Origin of the sequence: Rathayibacter sp. AY2B9 (genome assembly GCF_002931595.1) — a bacterium.
Taxonomy (GTDB): Bacteria; Actinomycetota; Actinomycetes; order Actinomycetales; family Microbacteriaceae; genus Rathayibacter.
Map to the genome: position 1 here is coordinate 64,237 of NZ_PSUB01000010.1, position 18,703 is coordinate 82,939.

Consider the following 18,703-nt stretch of genomic DNA (forward strand, 5'->3'; position numbering starts at 1 on the left):
CGGTCTCGACGGTCCGGGGTCCCCTCAGGGCGGAACGACGGAGCCGTCCGGTCGTCGCGGAGCGACGGCCGGACGGCTCCGGGGCGGTGGCGGCTAGCCGCGCTCGGCGCTCCGGCGGCGCAGCGCGGCGAGCAGAAGCCCGCCGACGCCGCCCGCGATCAGCAGTCCGCCGAGGCCCAGCGGCAGGCCGATGTCGGCTCCCGTCGAGGCCAGGGGCGGGCGGCCGCCGGGGTGCGGCGCCACGGCGGTCGGCGTGCTGCTCGGGGTGGGAGCGGCCGTCGGCGCGGTGGTGGGCGCGGTCGTCGGGGCGACGGTCGGCTGCGCGGTCGGAGCGACGGTCGGCTCGGCGGTCGGGGCCACGGTGGGCTCCGGCGTCGGGGTCGGCGTGGTCGGGTCCTTCTCGGCGTCGATCGCGGAGGTGTCCGCGGCGAACGAGGCGGTCACGAAGGCGATGGCCTTCGACGTGATGCCGAGCGCCTCCTGGTTGATGTTGTCGATGTCGTCGGCGGCGGAGTGGTAGTTCGGATCGTGCGTGATGCCGGCGGTGCCGCCGAACAGCGCGACCTCCTCCTCCGTCTTGACGTCGTCGGCGCCGGTGAAGACGCCCGAGGACGGGATGCCGACCGAGATGAAGCCGTCGTAGTCGCTGCGGCCGTCGAACGCGGTGTCGATCCAGGGCTGGTCGATCGAGTCGAAGTAGTCGGTGAACGCCTTCTCGGTCGCGATCGAGCCGGCGGGCACGTCCACGGGGGCCTCGTAGGTGGACTGGTCCGCGTCGTAGACGGAGATCACGTAGTTCGGCGAGGCGACCATGTCGAAGTTCATGTAGGTCGCGATCTTCGAGGCGTCCTCCTCCGTCAGGGAGTCGACGTAGGTGTAGGAGCCGACCAGGCCCACCTCCTCGGCGCCCCACCAGGCGAAGCGGACCGCGTTGGTCGTGTCGCCCGCGGCGGCCAGCTGCACGGCCGTCTCGAGCAGCGTCGCGGATCCGGAGCCGTTGTCGTTGATGCCGGGGCCGGCGGGCACGCTGTCGAGGTGCGCGCCGAGCATGACCACGTTGTCGTGGTCGCCGCCCGGGGTCTCCGTGACGATGTTGAAGGTCTCCACCTCGGTCGTCGTCTGGTCGATGAGGACCGAGACGCTCGCGGGGAGCGACGCCAGCAGCGCCTGACCCTCGGCCTGCGTGACGCCGACGCCGGGGACGGCGGCCTCGTCCTGTCCGCCGAACGTCCCGTTGAGGGCGTCGCTCGGCGCGTTGTCGTAGATGATGATCGCGGCGGCGCCGGCGGCACCGGCGGCGACCGACTTCTCGAGGAAGCTGCAGGAGCCGCGGCTGACGAGCGCGACCTTCCCGGTGGCGTCGAGGCCGGTCCAGGCGTCCGTGGTGCAGCCGAGCGGATCGACGGGGGCGATGAGCTCGCCGGTCACGCCGCCCTCGGGCGTCGACGGAGTGAACTCCATCGGGGTGCCGACGGCGCCGGTCCCGGTGGTCAACGTGAACGCGTCGATCGTCTGCGTCGCGGTGGTGAAGTCCTGGCGCTGCGTCGTGTAGCCGGCGTCCGCGAGGACCTTCTCCACGTACTCGCCGCTCAGCTCGTAGCCCGGGGTGCCGATCGCGCGGGTGCCGCCGTTGGCGTCCGCGATCGACTGGAGCGCCTCCAGGTGGGTCATGATGCCGTCGACCGTGACGGTGTCGGCGAAGTCGACCGGCTCGACGGCGCTCGCCGTCGGCGCGAAGGCGAAGCCGGCGACGAGGGCGCCCGCTCCGATCATCGCGCTCGAGCCGATCAGCGAGCGGCGTCGGCGGCCGCTCGGGGTGTTCGTGGTGGTTCGCGCCACTGGGGCTCCCTCTCCTCGAGAACGGGCCGCCGCGTCGGCGGCCCCGACGCGCACCTCCCGAAGACTGGGAGGGGATCGCGTCCTCTGCGAGGGTATTCACAGGAAACGGTGCGGCCCAGTCCCCCCTGCCAGATTTCATCCGCACGAAACACGGACCGGGTCGGCGAGCGGATCAGGCCGTCGCCGGGCTCTCGGCCCACTCGCGGAGCATCGCGAGCGTCTCCTCCGGACGGTCGCGGTGGGGGCTGTGACCTGCGCCGGCCACGACCGCGTACCGGATGCGCGGATTCGCGCGCAGCACCAGGGCGGCGAGGGAGGGAGGGAGCAGCGTCTCGACCTGCGGATCGCCGGCCAGCACGAGGACCGGCGGGCGGAGGCCCGGCAGGTCCGCCAGCAGGTCCCACGGGTCGTTGTCGTCGATCGTCGCGGCGACCGCGGCCGGATCGGCGGCCCGCACCGCGGCGAGCTTCTCGGCCCGGTCCCGCTCGTCCCAGAGCGGCTGCACGACCGCGAGCTCCTCGGCCGAGACCGAGAGACCGGCGAGCTCGCCCGCGCGGACGGCGGCCCGCTGCTCCGGGGCGAGCCGGAGCACCGGGTCCAGCAGCGCCAGGCGCCCCGCCCAGCCGGAGTCGCGGGCGGCGGCGCGCACCGCGACCGCTCCGCCGAGCGAGTGCCCGACGACGAGGTCGAACGGTCCCCGCGCGAGGGCGTCGTCGGCGTAGGCGTCGTGGCGGGAGGAGCCGCCGCGCGGCCCGTCGCCGTGTCCGCGCAGGTCGGGAGCGGAGGCGCTCCAGCCCGCCGCGGTCAGCTCGCGGCTCAGCCGCCACCAGGTGCGGCCCGAGCCGCCCAGGCCGTGCAGGAGCAGGACCCTGCCCGCCGTCATCGCCGGAGCCTCAGTCGAAGCGCGGGTCGCGGCCGGTGCGCTCACCGGTCGCGAGCCCGGCGATCGCGGCGAGGTCCTCGTCGTCGAGGGCGAAGCCGAAGACGTCCAGGTTCTCGCGGATCCGCTCCGGCGTCACCGACTTCGGGATCACGACGACGCCGAGCTGCACGTGCCAGCGCAGCACCGCCTGCGCCGGCGAGACGCCGTGCTTCGCGGCGACGCGGGCCAGGGCCGGCTCGTCGAGGAGGCGCCCGCGGGCCAGCGGCGACCACGCCTCGGTGACGATCCCGTGGGCGGCGTCGAAGGCGCGCAGCTCCTCCTGGGGCAGCCGCGGGTGCAGCTCGACCTGGTTGATCGCCGGCACCACTCCCGTCTCGTCGAGCAGGCGCTGCACGTGCTCCTCCGCGAAGTTCGAGACGCCGATCGAGCGGGCCCGCCCCTCGCGCTGCAGGCGCTCGAGGGCGCGGTAGGTGTCGACGTAGCGGTCGCGCGAGGGGATCGGCCAGTGCACGAGGTAGAGGTCGACGTAGTCGGTGCCGAGCAGCTCGAGGCTCCGGTCGAAGGCGGCGAGCGTCTCGTCGAAGCCGTGGTCGTCGTTCCAGACCTTGGTCGTCACGAAGACCTGCTCGCGGGGGAGGCCGCTCGCGCGGATCCCCTCGCCGACTCCGCGCTCGTTGCCGTAGAGGGTGGCGGTGTCGACGTGCCGGTAGCCGGCCTCCAGGGCGACGGCGACCGTGCGGGCCGCCTCCTCGTCGCCGATCTTGTAGACGCCGAGCCCGAGCTGGGGGATCGCGCGGCCGTCGTTGAGGGGGATCAGGGGGACGCTCATGCCTCCCATGCTGGCATGCGCCTCAGACGCTCCAGTCGAGCTCGCCGTGCGGTCCCACGTGCACGTCGTCCTCGATCAGCGCCGCGAGACCGGCCACCCCGAAGAGGAGGCGCCGCTCGGCGCGCTCCGCGTCGCTGCGCTCGTCGATGCCGCGCACGGCGAAGTGCACGTCGTGGCCCGCCTGCAGGCCCTCGACGCCGAGTCGGCCTCGGAGCGCGCGCACGGGGCGCCGGCCGATGCCGAGTCCGCGCCAGAGGGAGCCCGTCTCGAGGACCACCGCCGTCTCGGAGGCGACGACCCCGTGCTGCTCGCGGTGCGCGGTGAGCTGCCACCCGTAGCCGAGGTGGTGCAGGCGGGTCGAGTGCGGGCCGCGCCAGGCGTGGGAGGACTCCTCGCGGCGGAAGTAGACGGGACTCGGGCGGAAGGACCCCTGCCAGAGCGCGGCGGCGAGCTCGGTGCACCACTCCGGGGTCTCCGGATCGGACCAGGGGTCGAGGAGGTCGGTCCGGGCGGCGGCGCGCCGGTGCTCGCGCACCAGCTCCTCCGCGTCCTCCCGCAGTCCCATGCCGCCCCCTCGCCGTCGTGGGCCTTCACCCTAGGGTGCTCGACAGGCGCCGGACAACCGGGGTGGCGGCCTAGGAGGGCAGCGTGACCGGCTCGGTGTCGGGAAGCGGGCTGGCGTCGCGCCCGCGGAGATCCGGGTGGTACCGGCGGCCGAGCAGGGGCACCAGGAAGCCGACCAGGGCGAAGGCCGCGGCGACGACGATGGCGGCGGTCGGCCCGGCCTGGTCGATCTGCACGCCGGCGATCGCGGAGCCCAGCGCCGCGCCGATCAGCTGACCGGTGCCGACCCAGCCGTAGGCCTCCGCCGTGTCCGAGAAGCGCACGCTCGAGGCGGTGATCGCGAACAGCGCCGCGAGAGCGGGAGCGATGCCGATGCCGGCGAGGAACAGCGTGACGCACAGCCACCAGAAGTCGGTCGAGACCGCCGCCAGGCCCATGCCGACCGTGACGATCAGCATCCGCCGCGCGGTCGCCCACCGGCTGATCGGGATGTGGCCGAGGGCGAGGCCGCCGACCAGGGAGCCCGCCGCGAACACGGCGAGCACGACGCCCGACTCGACTCCGCCCTCGCCGAACACCGCGACGACGCCCGCCTCGACCGCCGAGCAGGCGCCGATCAGGAGGAAGCCGACGACCGTGGCCAGCAGCACCGGGGGCTTCGTGAGCACCACGCCGAGGCGGCGCTTCGAGCGCGGGATGCGGACGCGGCCCACCTCGGGCGAGGCGATGAACCAGATCCCGCCGCCGATCAGGAACGCGGCGGCGGTCAGGATGCCCGCGACCGTCGACACCTGGATCGACACGAGCGTCGCCAGCACCGGGCCGAGCACCCAGATGATCTCCTGAGCGGAGGCGTCGAGCGAGAAGAGCGGGGTCAGCTGCGAGCTGGTGACCATCTTGGGGTAGATGGTCCGCACGGCGGGCTGCACCGGCGGCATGCTCAGGCCGGCGACGAACCCGATCACGACGAACTGCCACACCTCGAGCGGGAGCACGGCCATCGCGATGATCGCGCCCGCGCAGACCACGAGGGTGATCGTCAGCACGCGGCGCATCCCGAGCCGCCCCATCAGGCGGCTGGTCAGCGGCCCGGCGATGGCCTGCCCGATCGACATCGAGCCGAGCACCAGGCCGGCGGCGGCGTAGGAGTGGTGCACCCGCTCCACGTGCAGGAGGAACGCCAGCGAGAGCATCCCGAACGGGAAGCGCGCGGTCAGCTGCGCGAGGATGATGCGCCCCACCCCGGGGGTCTTCAGGAGATCGGTGTAGCTGCCCACCGGACGACACTAGCGCTCCGGAGGGGACTGCGGTTCGTCGAGGGAGACCGCTGCCCGAGGGTCCCTCGACGGGTCGCGGTTCCCTCGGCGGAGGGGCGCGTCAGCCGGCCAGCACCTTGCGGATCCGCTGCAGCGACACGCTCTCGGCGGTGCCGAGCGACTGCGCGAAGAAGCTCACCCGCAGCTCCTCGATCATCCAGCGGGCGCGCGCGATCCGCTCCGGGGCGTGCGCGGGCAGCGGCACGACGCCGCCTGCCGAGCGGTAGAGCTCCTGGGCCGCCTGCACCTCGTTCAGCCAGACGCGGTCGCGCCCGACGTTCTCGGCGATCTTTCCGAAGCGCTCGGTGATTCCGCCGAGGTAGCGCGGGAGGTGCCGCAGCCGCTCCACTCCGGTCGCCGAGACGAAGCCCGGGTAGACCAGGCCGGAGAGCTGCTCCCGCGCATCCGTGAGGGCGGGCAGGAGCGCCATGCTCGTCGAGGCCTTGAGCGCCTTCTCGACGCCCCGGGCGGTGGTGAGGATCGTCGTGACCGTCTTCACGGTCTCGAACATCGCGTCCATGACGCTCGCCGAGACCCGGTCGCGCACGGCGTCGAACTCGGCGCGGAGGAAGAGCATCCCGTCGGGCTTCATCCGCCAGAGGACCGCGTCGACGCAGGCGAGCAGGCAGTCGGTGAAGAGCGCGGTCGTGTTCTGGTACGGGCTCTGCGCGAGCACGAGCTTCTCGTTCGAGGTGAGGTGCTGCTGCACGTAGGCGACGGGGCTCGGCGTCGCGAGCAGGAGGAGGCGGCGGACGCCTCTCGGGTGCTCGCGCGCCTGGTCCTCGGCCGTGGCCAGCAGGCGGATCGAGACCGAGTCGCCGTCGTCGATCAGGGCGGGGTAGGCGCGGATGGTGTTCCCGCCCTGCCGGGTGTCGGTGACGCGGGGCAGCTCCGGCATGTCCCAGGTCTTCAGGCCCCGGCGCTCGAGCGCGTCGGGGACCCGGGCCTCGACCACGCGGGCGACCTCGTCGCGGACCCGACCGCGCAGGCGCTCGGCCAGCGGGGCGAGCTCCTTGCCGGCGGCGACCGTGCGCCCCCGCTCGTCGGCGACGGCGAAGGTGACCCGCAGGTGCGAGGGGATGCGCTCGAGGTCGAAGTCCTCGGGCTGCACCACCACGCCGGCCTCGCGGCGGATCGCTCCGGCCAGGGTCGCCGCGAACGACTCCGTCGGCGGGTTCGGCACGTCGTGCGGCAGGGACGCGGTGAGCTTGCGCGCCCAGTCGTTCGCGGGCACCACGTTCCGGCGCAGGTGCTTGGGCAGCGCCTTGATCATCGCGGTGACCAGCTCGGCCCGGAGTCCCGGCACCAGCCAGTCGAAGCCGAGGGGCGTCACGCGGGGCAGGAGCGCGAGCGGCACGTGCACCGTCACTCCGTCCTCCTCCGTCCCCGGCTCGAACCGGTACGAGAGGCGGAAGCGCTGGTCGGCCTGGCGCCACTGCGTGGGGAACGCGGTCTCGTCGATCTGCTCCGCGTCCTCGGGGAGGAGCGTCTCCTGCGTCATCGTCAGCAGGTCGGGCTCGTCGTGCTGGGTCGTCCGCCACCAGGAGTCGAACGAGCGCACCGAGGTGATGTCGCGGGGGAGTCGGCGGTCGTAGAAGTCGAACACGGCCTCGTCGTCGACGAGCAGGTCGCGGCGGCGCGTGCGCTCCTCCAGCCGCTCGAGCTCGGCCCGCAGGGCCCGGTTCTTGCGGTCGAAGGCGTGGCGCGACTCCCACTCGCCCTCGACGAGGGCGTGCCGGATGAACAGCTCGCGGGCGTACGAGGCGTCGATCCGCGAGAACTGCACGCGGCGGCGGGCGATGATCGGCACGCCGTAGAGCGTGACCTTCTCGTAGGCGACGGCCGCGCCCTGCGCCTTCTCCCAGTGCGGCTCGCTGAACTGCCGCTTGACGAGGTCGCCCGCGATCGCCTCGGCCCAGGCCGGATCGATCGCGGCGTTCGAGCGGGCGAAGAGGCGGCTGGTCTCGACCAGCTCAGCGCTCATCACCGCGTCGGGGAGCTTCTTGGCCAGGGCGCTGCCGGGGAAGATCGAGAACTTCGCGTTGCGGGCGCCGATGTACTGCACGTTCTGGCGCTCGCGGCTCTTCGCCGCGCGCTGCGCCTGCTGCGAGGTGGTGTCCTTGATGCCCAGGTGCGAGAGCAGGCCGGCCAGGAGGCTCCGGTGGATCCCGTCGGGGTCGACCTTCGGCTCGCCCAGCTCGAGCTTGAGGGGGCGCGCGAGCTGGCGCAGCTGGCGGAACACGTCCTGCCACTCGCGCACGCGCAGGTAGTTGAGGTACTCGGCCTTGCACAGGCGCCGGAAGGCGCTCGAGGAGAGCTCCTCCTGCTTCTCCTCGACGTAGTTCCAGAGGTTCAGCAGGGTGAGGAAGTCGCTGGTGGGATCGACGAAGCGCGCGTGCTGCTGGTCGGCCTGCGCGCGGCGCTCGAGAGGGCGCTCGCGGACGTCCTGGATCGTGAGGCCCGCGACGATCGCCATCACCTCGCGGCTGACGCCGTGGCGGCGCGACTCGATCACCATCCGGCCGAAGCGCGGATCGATGGGGAGCCGCGCGAGGTCGCGCCCGATGCGCGTGAGCTGCGGCGCGGCCTCCGCCCCCTTGCGCGGGACGCCGCTCGAGTGCGCGCTCGGCGGCGTGCCGCGCACCGGAGCGGCGTCTCGCGGCGCGGCGGAGGCGGCGGAGGGTGAGCCGGGGACGCGGAGGGCGCCGAGCTCCGTGAGCAGGTCGAGGCCGTCCTTGATGCCGCGGGAGTCGGGCGGAGTGAGGAACGGGAACGAGGCGATGTCGCCCAGTCCGAGCGAGATCATCTGCAGGATGACCGCGGCCAGGCCCGTGCGCAGGATCTCGGGATCGGTGTACTCGGGGCGGCGGAGGTAGTCCTCCTCGGAGTAGAGGCGGATCGCGATGCCCGCGCTGGTGCGTCCCGAGCGGCCGGAGCGCTGGTTCGCGGAGGCCTGCGACACCGCCTCGATCGGCAGCCGCTGCACCTTCGAGCGCGCGCTGTAGCGCGAGATGCGGGCCGTGCCGCCGTCGATCACGTAGCGGATCCCGGGGACGGTGAGGCTCGTCTCCGCCACGTTGGTCGCGAGCACGACGCGGCGGCGGACGCCGGGGGTGCGCCCCTTCTCGAAGACGCGGTGCTGATCGGCCGCCGACAGGCGCCCGTAGAGGGGGAGCACCTCGGTGCCCGGCAGGTTCCGGCCCCGGATGGCGTCCTCGGCGTCGCGGATCTCGTTCTCGCCCGAGAGGAACACCAGGACGTCGCCCGGATCCTCGCGCGCCAGCTCGGCCAGAGCGTCGGCGATGCCGGTCATCAGGTCGCGGCTGCCGCTCGTCGCGTCGGGGACGTCGGTGTCGTCGTCCTCCTCCGGCTCCTCGGCGACCAGCGGGCGGTAGCGGATCTCGACCGGGTAGGTGCGGCCGGAGACCTCGATGATCGGCGCGGGCTCGCCGGCGGCGTCGGCGAAGTGGGCCGCGAAGCTCTGCGGGTCGATCGTCGCCGAGGTGATGATCACCTTCAGGTCGGGGCGCTGCGGCAGCAGGCGGTGCAGGTAGCCCAGGAGGAAGTCGATGTTGAGGCTGCGCTCGTGCGCCTCGTCGATGATGATCGTGTCGTACCGGCTGAGCATCCGGTCGTGGTTCATCTCGTTGAGCAGGATGCCGTCGGTCATCAGCTTGATCCGCGTCGAGGCGGACGCCTTGTCGGTGAACCGGACCTGGTAGCCGACCAACCCGCCGACCTCGTCGTCGAGCTCCTCCGCGATGCGCTCGGCGATGGTGCGCGCGGCGATGCGCCGGGGCTGCGTGTGCGCGATGCTCTCGCGGCCGAGCTCCAGGCAGATCTTCGGCAGCTGGGTCGTCTTGCCCGATCCGGTCGCGCCGGCGACGATGACCACCTGGTGGTCGCGGATCGCGGCGGCGATGTCCTCGCGCCGCGCCGACACGGGGAGTTCGGGCGGGTAGCGGATGCTGAGCACGTCTGACATGAGCCCTCCATCCTACGCCGCGTGCGACAATGCCCTGTCTCGTGAATCATCGCGGGCCACCCTGCCCGGTCGGGCGCTCCGGCGCCGGTCGACCGCGGCGCACGATCCCGTGGAGCACCCCGATGAATCCGCAGTCCCTGCTGGTCGTGCTGAACATCGTGCTGCTGCTCTTCGCGATCCGGGGCGTGCTGTCCAACCCGAGGCTCTCGAAGGTCGCGAAGGTCTCCTGGGTGGCGTTCATCGTGATCGCGCCGTTCATCGGCAGCCTCGCCTACCTGGCGGTGGGCCGTCGCGGCGGGAGCGGCGGAGGCGGCACGGTCGTGCGCGGCACGGAGCGGCCGTCGGGCTGGTTCTTCGAGCGCTGAGCGGCCGGGCGGCGGGGGAGATCCGCGGACGTCGGCGCCCCGCGGACCTTCTGACCCTCCGTCCCGCGGCAACCCCCTGACCGCAGGCTCCGCCCGCGTCTAGCGTGGGGCGCATGGCCGATCGTCTGCGCTCCAGTGTCAGCCCCTACCTCCGCTCGCACGCGGACAATCCGGTCGACTGGTTCCCCTGGGGCGAGGAGGCGTTCGCCGAGGCGGTGCGCCGCGACGTCCCGGTGATGGTGTCGATCGGCTACTCCACCTGCCACTGGTGCCACGTGATGGCGCGGGAGTCGTTCTCGGATCCGGTGCTCGCCGCTCGGCTGAACGCGGACTTCGTCGCGGTGAAGGTCGACCGCGAGGAGCATCCGGACGTCGACACGGCCTACCTGACGGCCGCGAGCGCGTTCACCCGGCAGCTCGGCTGGCCGCTGACGGCCTTCGCCACCCCCGCCGGCGAGACCTTCTTCGCCGGCACCTACTTCCCGCCGCGCGCCGTCGGCGGCGTGCCCGCCTTCTCCGACGTCCTCGACGCGGTCTCGGAGGCGTGGCGGCTGCGGCGCGACGAGGTGCAGGCGACGGCGGGCGGCCTGGCCGCGGCTCTGCGCGAGGCGACCGCGGCGCTGCCCGCCGATTCCGCGCTGCCCGGCGACGCCGAGCTCGACGGCGCCGTCCGCGCACTCGCGGACGAGGAGGACCGGGTGCACGGCGGCTTCGGCGGCGCCCCGAAGTTCCCGGTGGCCCCCGTGCTCGGGCTCCTGGCCTCGCGGCCCTCGGGAGCGGCGCTCGCCGAGCGCACGCTGCTCGCGCTGGCCGCGTCCCCGCTCCGCGACCGCGACGGGGGCTTCTTCCGCTACGCGACGCAGGCCGACTGGAGCGATCCGCACTACGAGCGGATGCTGTACGACAACGCGCAGCTGCTGGACGTCGCGGCCGTCCTGCTCGGGCACGACGGCGCCCGGGTGGAGGAGCTGACCGGAATCGCGGAGGGGGTCGCCGCGTTCCTCCTGACCACTCTCGAGCGGCCGGGCGGCGGCTTCGCGTCGGCGCAGGACTCGGAGAGCATCGTCGACGGTCAGCGCTCGGAGGGCGGCTACTACCTCGCCGAGGACCGGTCCCGCCTCGCGCCTCCCGCTCTCGACGAGAAGGTCGTCACCGGCTGGAACGGCCTGGCGATCCGCGCGCTCGCCCGCGCCGGACGCGTGCTCGGACGGGAGGAGTGGCTCGACGCCGCCCGGCGCGCGGCGGACGCGGTGCTGCAGCGGCACCTCGTCGACGGCCGCGTCGCGGTGCGCGCCTCCCTCGACGGTGCCGTCTCCGCGGCCCGCCCGGCGCTGGAGGACCTCGGGATGCTGGCCGGCGGGCTCCTCGAGCTCGCCCTGGCGGAGGGCCGCCCGCGCTACGCGGTCGCGGCGCGCACCCTGATCGACGGCGCGCTCGACGCGGCCGACGGCCCGCTGCCGTTCGCGCTGCCCGGGGGAGGAGACCCGGCGCTGACCGCGCGGGGACTCCTGCTCGCGGCCGATCCCTCCGAGGGCGCCTACCCCTCCGGCCTGTCGGCGACGGCGGACGCGGCGCACGAGCTGTACCTGCTCACCGGATCGCAGCGCTACCGGGAGGCGGCCGAGGCGGTCGTCGCCTCGATCGCTCCGGGCGCGGTCGGCCAGCCGATGGGCTTCGGCGCCGTGCTCGGGCTCGCTTCGCGGCTGGTTCGCCCGGTGCGGCAGCTGGTCGTCGTGGGCCCCGGAGCGGCGGAGGCGGTGCAGGGCGCACGGTCCGCCGGGATCGGCGTGCTGGTCGGCGTGTCCGACGAGGGCGCCCGGGACTGGGCGGACGCGGGCTTCGAGCTGTTCGAGGGGCGGATCTCGCGGGAGGGGCTGCCGACCGCCTACTCCTGCGAGGCCTTCGTCTGCGCCCTTCCGACGACCCGCCTCCCGGAGGAGCTGCTCACGCGGCCGTGACCACCAGTGGCGCCGCGGGGTCGGCGGCCCACTCGTTGAGCGAGCCGTCGTAGACGACCGCCGTGTGGACTCCGAGCACCGCCAGTGCGAGTGCATCGGCCGTCGCGGCGATCCCGCCCCCGCAGTAGAGGACGATCCGCTCGGCCTGGAGAGCGTCTCCGAACAGCGACCGCAGCCGCTCCGGCGGCAGGAGCGTGTTGTCGGCGCGGTCGACGAGCCGCCCGGCGGGGACGCTCCGCGAGCCCGGCAGGTGTCCGAGGCGGGGTCGGCGCCCCTCCTCCCCGGTGAACTCCTTCGGCGGGACCGCGCAGACCAGCGCCCCGGGAGCCTCGCCGCGCACGACGCTCTCGACGCCGGCCTTGTCGATCCAGAGCGGCCGCTCCTCGCGCACGCTGATCCCTCCGCTTACGGCGGGCTCGACGTGCCCCGTCTCGATCGGGCGCTCCTCCCGCCGCCAGGCCGGGAGCCCGCCGTCGAGCACCGCGACGGCGTCGTGCCCGGCCGAGCGCAGCAGCCACCACAGGCGCGAGGCCCACTGGCCGACCGCGGAGTCGTACACGACGACCACCGAGTCGTCGTCGATGCCGAGCGCGGCCGTCGCGGCGGCGAAGCGCTCCGGGTCGAGCCGGGTGAAGGGCAGGGGAGCCGCCGGATCCGACAGCTGCTCGAGCAGGTCGCCGAACACGGCGCCGGGGACATGCCCCTCGAGGAGGTACTGCTCGTCGCCGCTGAGGTAGCCGGGCCGCCCGTCGAAGCCGGGCACGAGCAGCACGCTGGCGTCGACGACGACGAGGTGCTCGCGGCCGAGCTGGTCGGCGAGCCACTGGGTCGAGACGATCGGCCGGGCGAGGTACGGGGCGGAGGAGGTGCTCACCCGCCCCACGGTAGGCGCGACCGCCGACATGCGCGCCCCCGTGCGTCACGCACGGTCACGGACGCCGCCGGGCGCTCAGCACTCGATGACGTTGACCGCGAGGCCGCCCTCGCTCGTCTCCTTGTACTTCGACGACATGTCGATGCCGGTCTGGCGCATCGTCTCGATGACCGCGTCGAGCGAGACGCGGTGGTCGCCGTCGCCGTGCAGCGCGAGGCGGGCCGCGCTCACGGCGGTGGAGGAGGCGATCGCGTTCCGCTCGATGCAGGGGATCTGCACGAGCCCGCCGACCGGGTCGCAGGTCAGTCCGAGGTGGTGCTCCATCGCGATCTCGGCCGCGTTCTCGACCTGGCGCGGACTGCCGCCGAGCACCGCGCAGAGCGCTCCGGCGGCCATCGCGCAGGCCGAGCCGACCTCGCCCTGGCAGCCCGCCTCCGCACCGGAGATCGAGGCGTTCGTCTTGCAGAGTGAGCCGATCGCGGTGGCGGTGAGGAGGAAGCGGCGCAGCCCCGCGCGGTCGGCGCCCGGGACGAAGCGGAGGTAGTAGTGCCCGACGGCGGGGATGATGCCCGCCGCTCCGTTCGTCGGAGCCGTCACGACGCGCCCGCCTGCGGCGTTCTCCTCGTTCACCGCGAGGGCGAAGGCGTGGAGCCACTCCACCGAGGTCGCGCGGGCGCGGTCGAGCGGATCCTCCTCGAAGGCCTCGAGCCGCTCGCGGAGCACCGAGGCGCGGCGGCGGACGCCCAGGCCGCCCGGCAGCACGCCATCGGTCGCCAGGCCGTGCTCGACGCAGGCGGCCATGGCGTCCCAGATCGCGTCGAGCCGGGCGTCGATGTCGACCCCGGGGTGCAGAGCGCGCTCGTTCGCGGCGGCGATCTCGGCGATGCCGGAGCGGGTCCGATCGCAGGTCGCCAGCAGGTCGAGCCCGGAGACGAAGGGGTAGGGGTGCGGGGCCAGCGCAGCCAGCTCGGCGCGCTCGCCCGCGCGCCGGATGAAGCCGCCGCCGATCGAGTAGTAGGTCTCCTCCCACACCGGCAGCGCGTCGTCGCCGACCCAGACGCTGAAGGTGAGGGCGTTCGGGTGCTCCGGCAGCCTCGTGCGCGGCTCGAAGACGACGTCGTCGCGCGTCATCGCGAGGCGCTGCTCGCCGGCCAGCAGGATCGTCCCCTCCGCGTCGAGGCGCTGCCATGCCCCGCGCACCAGCGCCGGGTCGCACGTCTCGGGGTCCAGGCCGGCGAGACCGGCGACCACCGCGTCGGGGGTGCCGTGGCCGATCCCGGTGGAGCCGAGCGAGCCGTAGAGGGTGCATCCCACCCGGCTCACGCGGCCGAGGAGCCCGGCGTCGCGGATCCGCTCGGCGAGGGCGAGGGCGGCGCGCATCGGTCCGACGGTGTGCGAGCTGGACGGGCCGATCCCCACGCTGAACAGGTCGAGGACGGAGACGTAGGCGCTCATCCGTCGAGCGTACGCCCGTCCGCGGACGGGGGGAGGGCGGGCACCCTCGTGGACGCCCGCCCTCCTCACCGTGCCGCTCCGGTCACCACTCGCAGTGCACGTGGTTGTCGTGGCCGGGCTTGCCCGGGCCGAGCGTGAGCGTCGCGCCCAGGGCGGTGCAGGCGTCCTGCACGGCCTGGTGGTCCGCTCCGTTGAGGACGGTCACGCCGTCGATCCGGTCGATGTCGACCGCGTGGCCGGTGTAGTGGCGCGACGACGAGGTGTGGTCCTCACCGGCGAGGGAGGTGACGCGGAGGTCGAAGCCGTACTCGGTGTTAAGGCGGAGCAGGCCGTTAAGCATGGCCGGGTCCAGGGCCACCTCGGTGACTCCCGCGTCCCCGCCGGAGCTGGTCCGTGCGGGCTTCCCTGCCGCCGTGTCGCGGATGTTGACGAGCGAGGTGGACTCCGGGTCCGCGCCCGAGTCGGCGCCCAGCTCGTAGAGCTCGATCCCCGGGTTGTCGAGGATGGCCTGGGCGGTGGCCGCCGCGTCGCCGCTGGGCGGAGGAGTCGTGCCTCCGCCGCCGCCGGTCCCGGCGATGAGGGCCTTCCAGGTGGCAGGTCCGACGATGCCGTCGGCCGTCAGGCCTGCTCCGCTCTGGAAGCCGGTCACTGCGGATTCGGTCCCGGCACCGAAGACGCCGTCGACGGCGAGGGAGGCGCCGTTCGCGTTCAGCTGGGTCTGCGCCGCACTGACCGCGTCGCCGGTGGAGCCGCTGCGGACGGTCACCGCGAGTGCTCCCCAGGTCGCCTCGCCGATCACGCCGTCGGCGGCGAGGCCCTTCGCGGACTGGAAGGCGTTCACGGCACTCGCAGTGCCGGAGCCGAAGGCACCGTCCACGGCGAGCGACTGGCCGGAGCCGCGGAGCAGGTACTGCGCGGTGGTCACGTCGTCGCCGCTGGATCCCGAGGAGAGCACGGGCCAGTCGGCCGCCTGAGCGCTCGTCGCCCCGCCGACGGTGACGCCGACGGCGAGCAGGAGCGCGGTGATCAGCGCGAGGACGCGGGAGCGGGCGCTCCGCGGTCGGACGGTGGAGTCGGTGTCGACGGTGGTCGTGTCGATGGTGGTCATGATCCTCATCCCTCGCTCTCGACGGCCTCGCGGGCCAGGGTCTCCCACTGCTCGTAGGCGTCCGGCACGCCGGACTGCTGGACGGCCTGCGCGGCCTCCGTCACCGGCAGCGACTCCCAGCCGGCGACGTCGAGGAGGCCGGCGTTGCTGGTGGGACTGTTCGCGGCTCCGTAGAAGGCGCGCGACGCGTAGACGGGGTCGACCAGCTCGGCCGCGGTGCCCCAGCCGTAGGACGGGCGCTGCTGGAAGAGTCCGACGGAGTCGCGGTCTCCGCCGGAGAGGTTGCGCAGGCGCGACTCCTGCATCGCCGTTGCGATCGCGATCACCCAGCCGTACTCGGGGACACCGGCGGTCCTCCCCTCGGCGATGATCGTGCGGACGTTGGAGAGCTGCTCGTCGTTCAGGGTGGCGAACGTCTCGCCCGGCTGCCCCGGGTCGGGCGTCGAGCCGGAGCCGGAGCCGGTCAGCGACTGCCAGGTCTGCGGGCCGACGACGCCGTCGACGGTCAGGCCGGCCGCGGACTGGAAGCCCTCCACGGCGGCGCGGGTCGCGGCTCCGAACTCGCCGTCGACGGTGAGCCCGGCGCCGGTCTTGTTCAGCTGCACCTGGAGAGCGGTCACCGCCTCGCCGGAGTCGCCGGAGGAGACGGTCGTGATCAGCGCCGTCCAGGTCTGCTCGCCGACGATGGCGTCGGCCGAGAGGCCCCGGTCGCTCTGGAACGCGGAGACCGCGGCTGCGGTGCCGGCACCGAAGACTCCGTCCGCGTCGACCGAGCGGCCGGCGGCGTTCAGCAGATGCTGGACGGTGCGGACATTGGCGCTGTTCTCGCCCTGGGCCACGACGGGCCAGGCGGCGGCCGAGGCCGAGACGGCCGCGACCGAGACGGCCGGGGCGGGAGCGGCGAGGGCGGCCGGAGCGCTTGCGAGCGATCCGAAAGCCAGAGCGCCGCAGGCGGCACCAGCGACCAGCAGCCGACCTCGTGGGGATGTGGTGGTGGGATTTCTCATCGTCTCGTACACCTCTTCGTGGCCGGGTCCGGCCGGATTCGTCGTCACGATCTGGAGAGCGGTTCTCCCTTGCCCCTCAGGCCTACTCCGACCCCTCGGCCTCCGGGGGAGGACGGATGCGGTCTCCAGTGACTGTCCACGGAACACGGAGGGGGATCCGTCGCGCGGGGGAGGCGTCCCGCGGCGCGCGGCGGCACACTCCGCCGGAGAAGGAGGCCGAGTGCTCGCTCGGGGAGGGCCGGGCGGCGCATCGTCGGCCGCAGGCCGGGCAGGAGCCGCCGCGGTCATCCGTTCCTGCGGCACCGGTCAAGCCCCGGAGACCTGCGATCCGATCGATCGGGAGCCGCTCGACGCGGCCGACCCGTCGGTGATCCCGCACGCCCCCCGTCGGTCGTCATCGTCGGAGGAGCCGACACCTGCCGCGAGACGCCGCTTCAGTACGCGTCACATCGCGTGAGGCGTGCACAGGTGGCGTCTCGCGGAGAGGAACGGGTCAGCGCAGCGTCTTGCGCGCCGAGATCTGGCCGGTGTCGAAGCCGAGCAGGTGCAGGCCGCCGTGGAAGCGGGCGTGCTCGACCTTGATGCAGCGGTCCATCACGACGGTCAGGCCCTTCGACTCGCCGTACTCGGCCGCCTCCTGGTTCCAGATCCCCAGCTGCACCCAGACCGTGGGCGCGCCGACGGCGAGGACGTCGTCGATCACGGCGGGGATGTCGCTCGCCTTGCGGAACACGTCGACGATGTCGGGCACGACCGGGAGCTCGGCGAGGCTGCGGTAGACCGGCTGCCCCAGGATCTCGGTGGCGTTCGGGTTCACGAAGTAGAGCTCGTAGTCGCTCGACTGCTGCAGGTAGGTGGCGACGAAGTAGGAGGAGCGGGCCGGGTTCGGCGAGGCGCCGACGATCGCCACGGTCCTCGCGCGGCGGAGGATGTCGAGTCGCCTGCGGGCGTCGGGGCCCACCCAGGTGCGCTGCGAGCGCAGCATCTTCGCCAGCGGCGAGTTCGCCGGGACCGAGCAGCTCAGCCCGTTGGACAGCTGGACGACCGTGTCGGCGGTGTCGGTGGTGCTCATGCTCAGACCTCCACGGCCGGGGTGTGCAGGGTGGTGGTCGTGTCCTCGGGGAGCTCGGTCGGAGTGTCGGGAGTGCCGTGCTCCTCGACCGCGCGGGCGAGCGCCTGGTCGAGATCGTAGATGATGTCGTCCGCGTCCTCGATGCCGACGGAGAGGCGGACGAGTCCGGGGAGGACGCCCGCGTGGAGGAGCTGGTCCTCGGTGAGCTGGGCGTGGGTGGTCGAGGCGGGGTGGATCACCAGCGTCTTGGCGTCGCCGATGTTGGCGAGGTGGCTGGCGAGGTCGACCGATTCGATGAAGGTCTGGCCGACGGCGCGGCCGCCCTTGACCACGAAGCTGAAGACCGAGCCCGGCCCCTTCGGCAGGTACTTCTGCGCACGGTCGTGGTGCGGGTGCGCGGGGAGCCCGGCCCAGTAGACGGCCTCGATGCGGGGGTCGGCGTCGAGCCACTCGGCGACGCGGCGCGCGTTGTCGACGTGCGCCTGGATCCGGTACGGCAGCGTCTCGACGCCCTGGGCGAGCAGGAACGCGGAGTGCGGAGCGAGGACCGGCCCGATGTCGCGCAGCTGCTCCGCGCGCAGGCGCGTGAGGAAGCCGTACTCCCCGAAGTTGCCGTCCCACGACAGGTCTCCGTAGGAGGCGACCGGGTCGTGCAGCAGCGGGAACTTCTCGGGGGAGTAGTGGAAGCGCCCCGACTCGACGACGACGCCGCCGAGCGTGGTGCCGTGTCCGCCGAGGAACTTGGTGGCCGAGTGGATGACGATGTCGGCGCCCCACTCGATCGGGCGGACGAGGTAGGGGGTGGCGACCGTGGAGTCGATGATCAGCGGGATGCCGGCGGCGTGCGCGACCGCGGCGAGGCCCTCGATGTCGGCGATCTCGCCGGAGGGGTTCGCGATCGTCTCGGCGTAGAGAACCTTGGTCTTCTCGGTGATCGCCGCCGCGTAGTCGGCCGGGTCGCTCGAGCGGACGAAGGTGGTGTCCACTCCGAAGCGGCGGAGCGTGACGTCGAGCTGGGTGATCGATCCGCCGTAGAGGTTGGCGGAGGACACCACGTGGTCGCCCGCGCCGACGAGCGCCGCGAAGGTGATGAACTGCGCCGAGAGCCCGGAGGCCGTGGCGACGGCGCCGAGGCCGCCCTCGAGGCTCGCGACGCGCTCCTCGAAGGAGGCGACCGTGGGGTTCGACAGGCGCGAGTAGACGTTGCCGTACTTCTGCAGCGCGAAGCGGGCCGCGGCGTCGGAGGTGTCGTCGAAGACGAAGGCGCTGGTCTGGTAGATCGGCAGAGCGCGGGCGCCCGTCACCGCGTCGGGGATGTTGCCCGCGTGGATCGCACGCGTCTTGAAGCCGTACTCACGATCTGCCATGCGATCGACGCTAGCGGGAGCCGCCGACACCGCCGCGCCGGAGCGACGCATCGCGTAACAGAGCGGCCCCGCAGTGCAGAG

Annotated in this window: 14 protein-coding genes; 2 read left to right on the forward strand and 12 right to left on the reverse strand. The window is 73.4% G+C overall.

What is annotated here, in order from left to right; all coding sequences use genetic code 11:
* Window positions 1-93 precede the first annotated feature (93 nt).
* The 6 genes from C5C25_RS11000 to hrpA form a co-directional block, all read right to left on the reverse strand.
* Window positions 94-1,839: a M28 family metallopeptidase gene (locus tag C5C25_RS11000; RefSeq protein WP_104250625.1), complete on the reverse strand. Its 1,746-nt coding sequence runs from the start codon at window positions 1,837-1,839 to the stop codon at window positions 94-96.
* A 172-nt stretch (window positions 1,840-2,011) separates the two neighbouring features.
* The gene (locus tag C5C25_RS11005; RefSeq protein ID WP_146079467.1) at window positions 2,012-2,722 is read right to left on the reverse strand and encodes an alpha/beta fold hydrolase; all 711 of its coding nucleotides are present in this window, start codon (window positions 2,720-2,722) and stop codon (window positions 2,012-2,014) included.
* A gap of 10 nt (window positions 2,723-2,732) precedes the next feature.
* Window positions 2,733-3,551: an aldo/keto reductase gene (locus C5C25_RS11010; protein WP_104250648.1), complete on the reverse strand. Its 819-nt coding sequence runs from the start codon at window positions 3,549-3,551 to the stop codon at window positions 2,733-2,735.
* Between the two features lie 22 nt (window positions 3,552-3,573).
* Window positions 3,574-4,116, reverse strand: coding sequence for a hypothetical protein (locus tag C5C25_RS11015; protein WP_104226914.1), 543 nt, complete (start codon window positions 4,114-4,116; stop codon window positions 3,574-3,576).
* Between the two features lie 70 nt (window positions 4,117-4,186).
* On the reverse strand, window positions 4,187-5,392 hold the full coding sequence (locus tag C5C25_RS11020) for an MFS transporter (protein WP_104222308.1): 1,206 nt from the start codon (window positions 5,390-5,392) through the stop codon (window positions 4,187-4,189).
* A 100-nt stretch (window positions 5,393-5,492) separates the two neighbouring features.
* The gene (gene hrpA, locus C5C25_RS11025) at window positions 5,493-9,416 is read right to left on the reverse strand and encodes an ATP-dependent RNA helicase HrpA (protein WP_104250627.1); all 3,924 of its coding nucleotides are present in this window, start codon (window positions 9,414-9,416) and stop codon (window positions 5,493-5,495) included.
* A 122-nt stretch (window positions 9,417-9,538) separates the two neighbouring features.
* Between hrpA and C5C25_RS11030 the strand changes: the two genes are divergently transcribed.
* Together C5C25_RS11030 and C5C25_RS11035 are read left to right on the forward strand one after the other, a co-directional pair.
* Window positions 9,539-9,781, forward strand: coding sequence for a PLDc N-terminal domain-containing protein (locus tag C5C25_RS11030; RefSeq protein WP_160033960.1), 243 nt, complete (start codon window positions 9,539-9,541; stop codon window positions 9,779-9,781).
* Between the two features lie 113 nt (window positions 9,782-9,894).
* Window positions 9,895-11,739 carry a thioredoxin domain-containing protein gene (locus C5C25_RS11035; RefSeq protein ID WP_104250629.1) on the forward strand — a complete coding sequence of 615 codons (1,845 nt, stop codon included), beginning with the start codon at window positions 9,895-9,897 and terminating at the stop codon, window positions 11,737-11,739.
* On the opposite strand, the gene C5C25_RS11040 is transcribed toward C5C25_RS11035, so the two are convergent.
* From C5C25_RS11040 to C5C25_RS11065, 6 genes are all read right to left on the reverse strand, one after another.
* The gene (locus C5C25_RS11040; RefSeq protein WP_146081508.1) at window positions 11,726-12,613 is read right to left on the reverse strand and encodes a sulfurtransferase; all 888 of its coding nucleotides are present in this window, start codon (window positions 12,611-12,613) and stop codon (window positions 11,726-11,728) included. The two genes, C5C25_RS11035 and C5C25_RS11040, sit on opposite strands and share 14 nt — an antisense overlap.
* A 75-nt stretch (window positions 12,614-12,688) precedes the next feature.
* Window positions 12,689-14,068 (reverse strand): L-serine ammonia-lyase, encoded by a 1,380-nt coding sequence (locus C5C25_RS11045; protein WP_104247354.1) that lies wholly within the window; start codon window positions 14,066-14,068, stop codon window positions 12,689-12,691.
* 82 nt (window positions 14,069-14,150) lie between these two features.
* The gene (locus C5C25_RS11050; RefSeq protein WP_181133688.1) at window positions 14,151-15,176 is read right to left on the reverse strand and encodes a peptidoglycan-binding protein; all 1,026 of its coding nucleotides are present in this window, start codon (window positions 15,174-15,176) and stop codon (window positions 14,151-14,153) included.
* 5 nt (window positions 15,177-15,181) lie between these two features.
* Window positions 15,182-16,183, reverse strand: coding sequence for a peptidoglycan-binding protein (locus C5C25_RS11055; protein WP_104250649.1), 1,002 nt, complete (start codon window positions 16,181-16,183; stop codon window positions 15,182-15,184).
* Between the two features lie 493 nt (window positions 16,184-16,676).
* Complete coding sequence (locus C5C25_RS11060; RefSeq protein ID WP_104233696.1) at window positions 16,677-17,255, reverse strand: CoA-binding protein; 579 nt, start codon at window positions 17,253-17,255, stop codon at window positions 16,677-16,679.
* Between the two features lie 2 nt (window positions 17,256-17,257).
* Window positions 17,258-18,622 carry an O-acetylhomoserine aminocarboxypropyltransferase/cysteine synthase family protein gene (locus tag C5C25_RS11065; RefSeq protein WP_104247355.1) on the reverse strand — a complete coding sequence of 455 codons (1,365 nt, stop codon included), beginning with the start codon at window positions 18,620-18,622 and terminating at the stop codon, window positions 17,258-17,260.
* Between the last annotated feature and the right edge of the window lie 81 nt (window positions 18,623-18,703).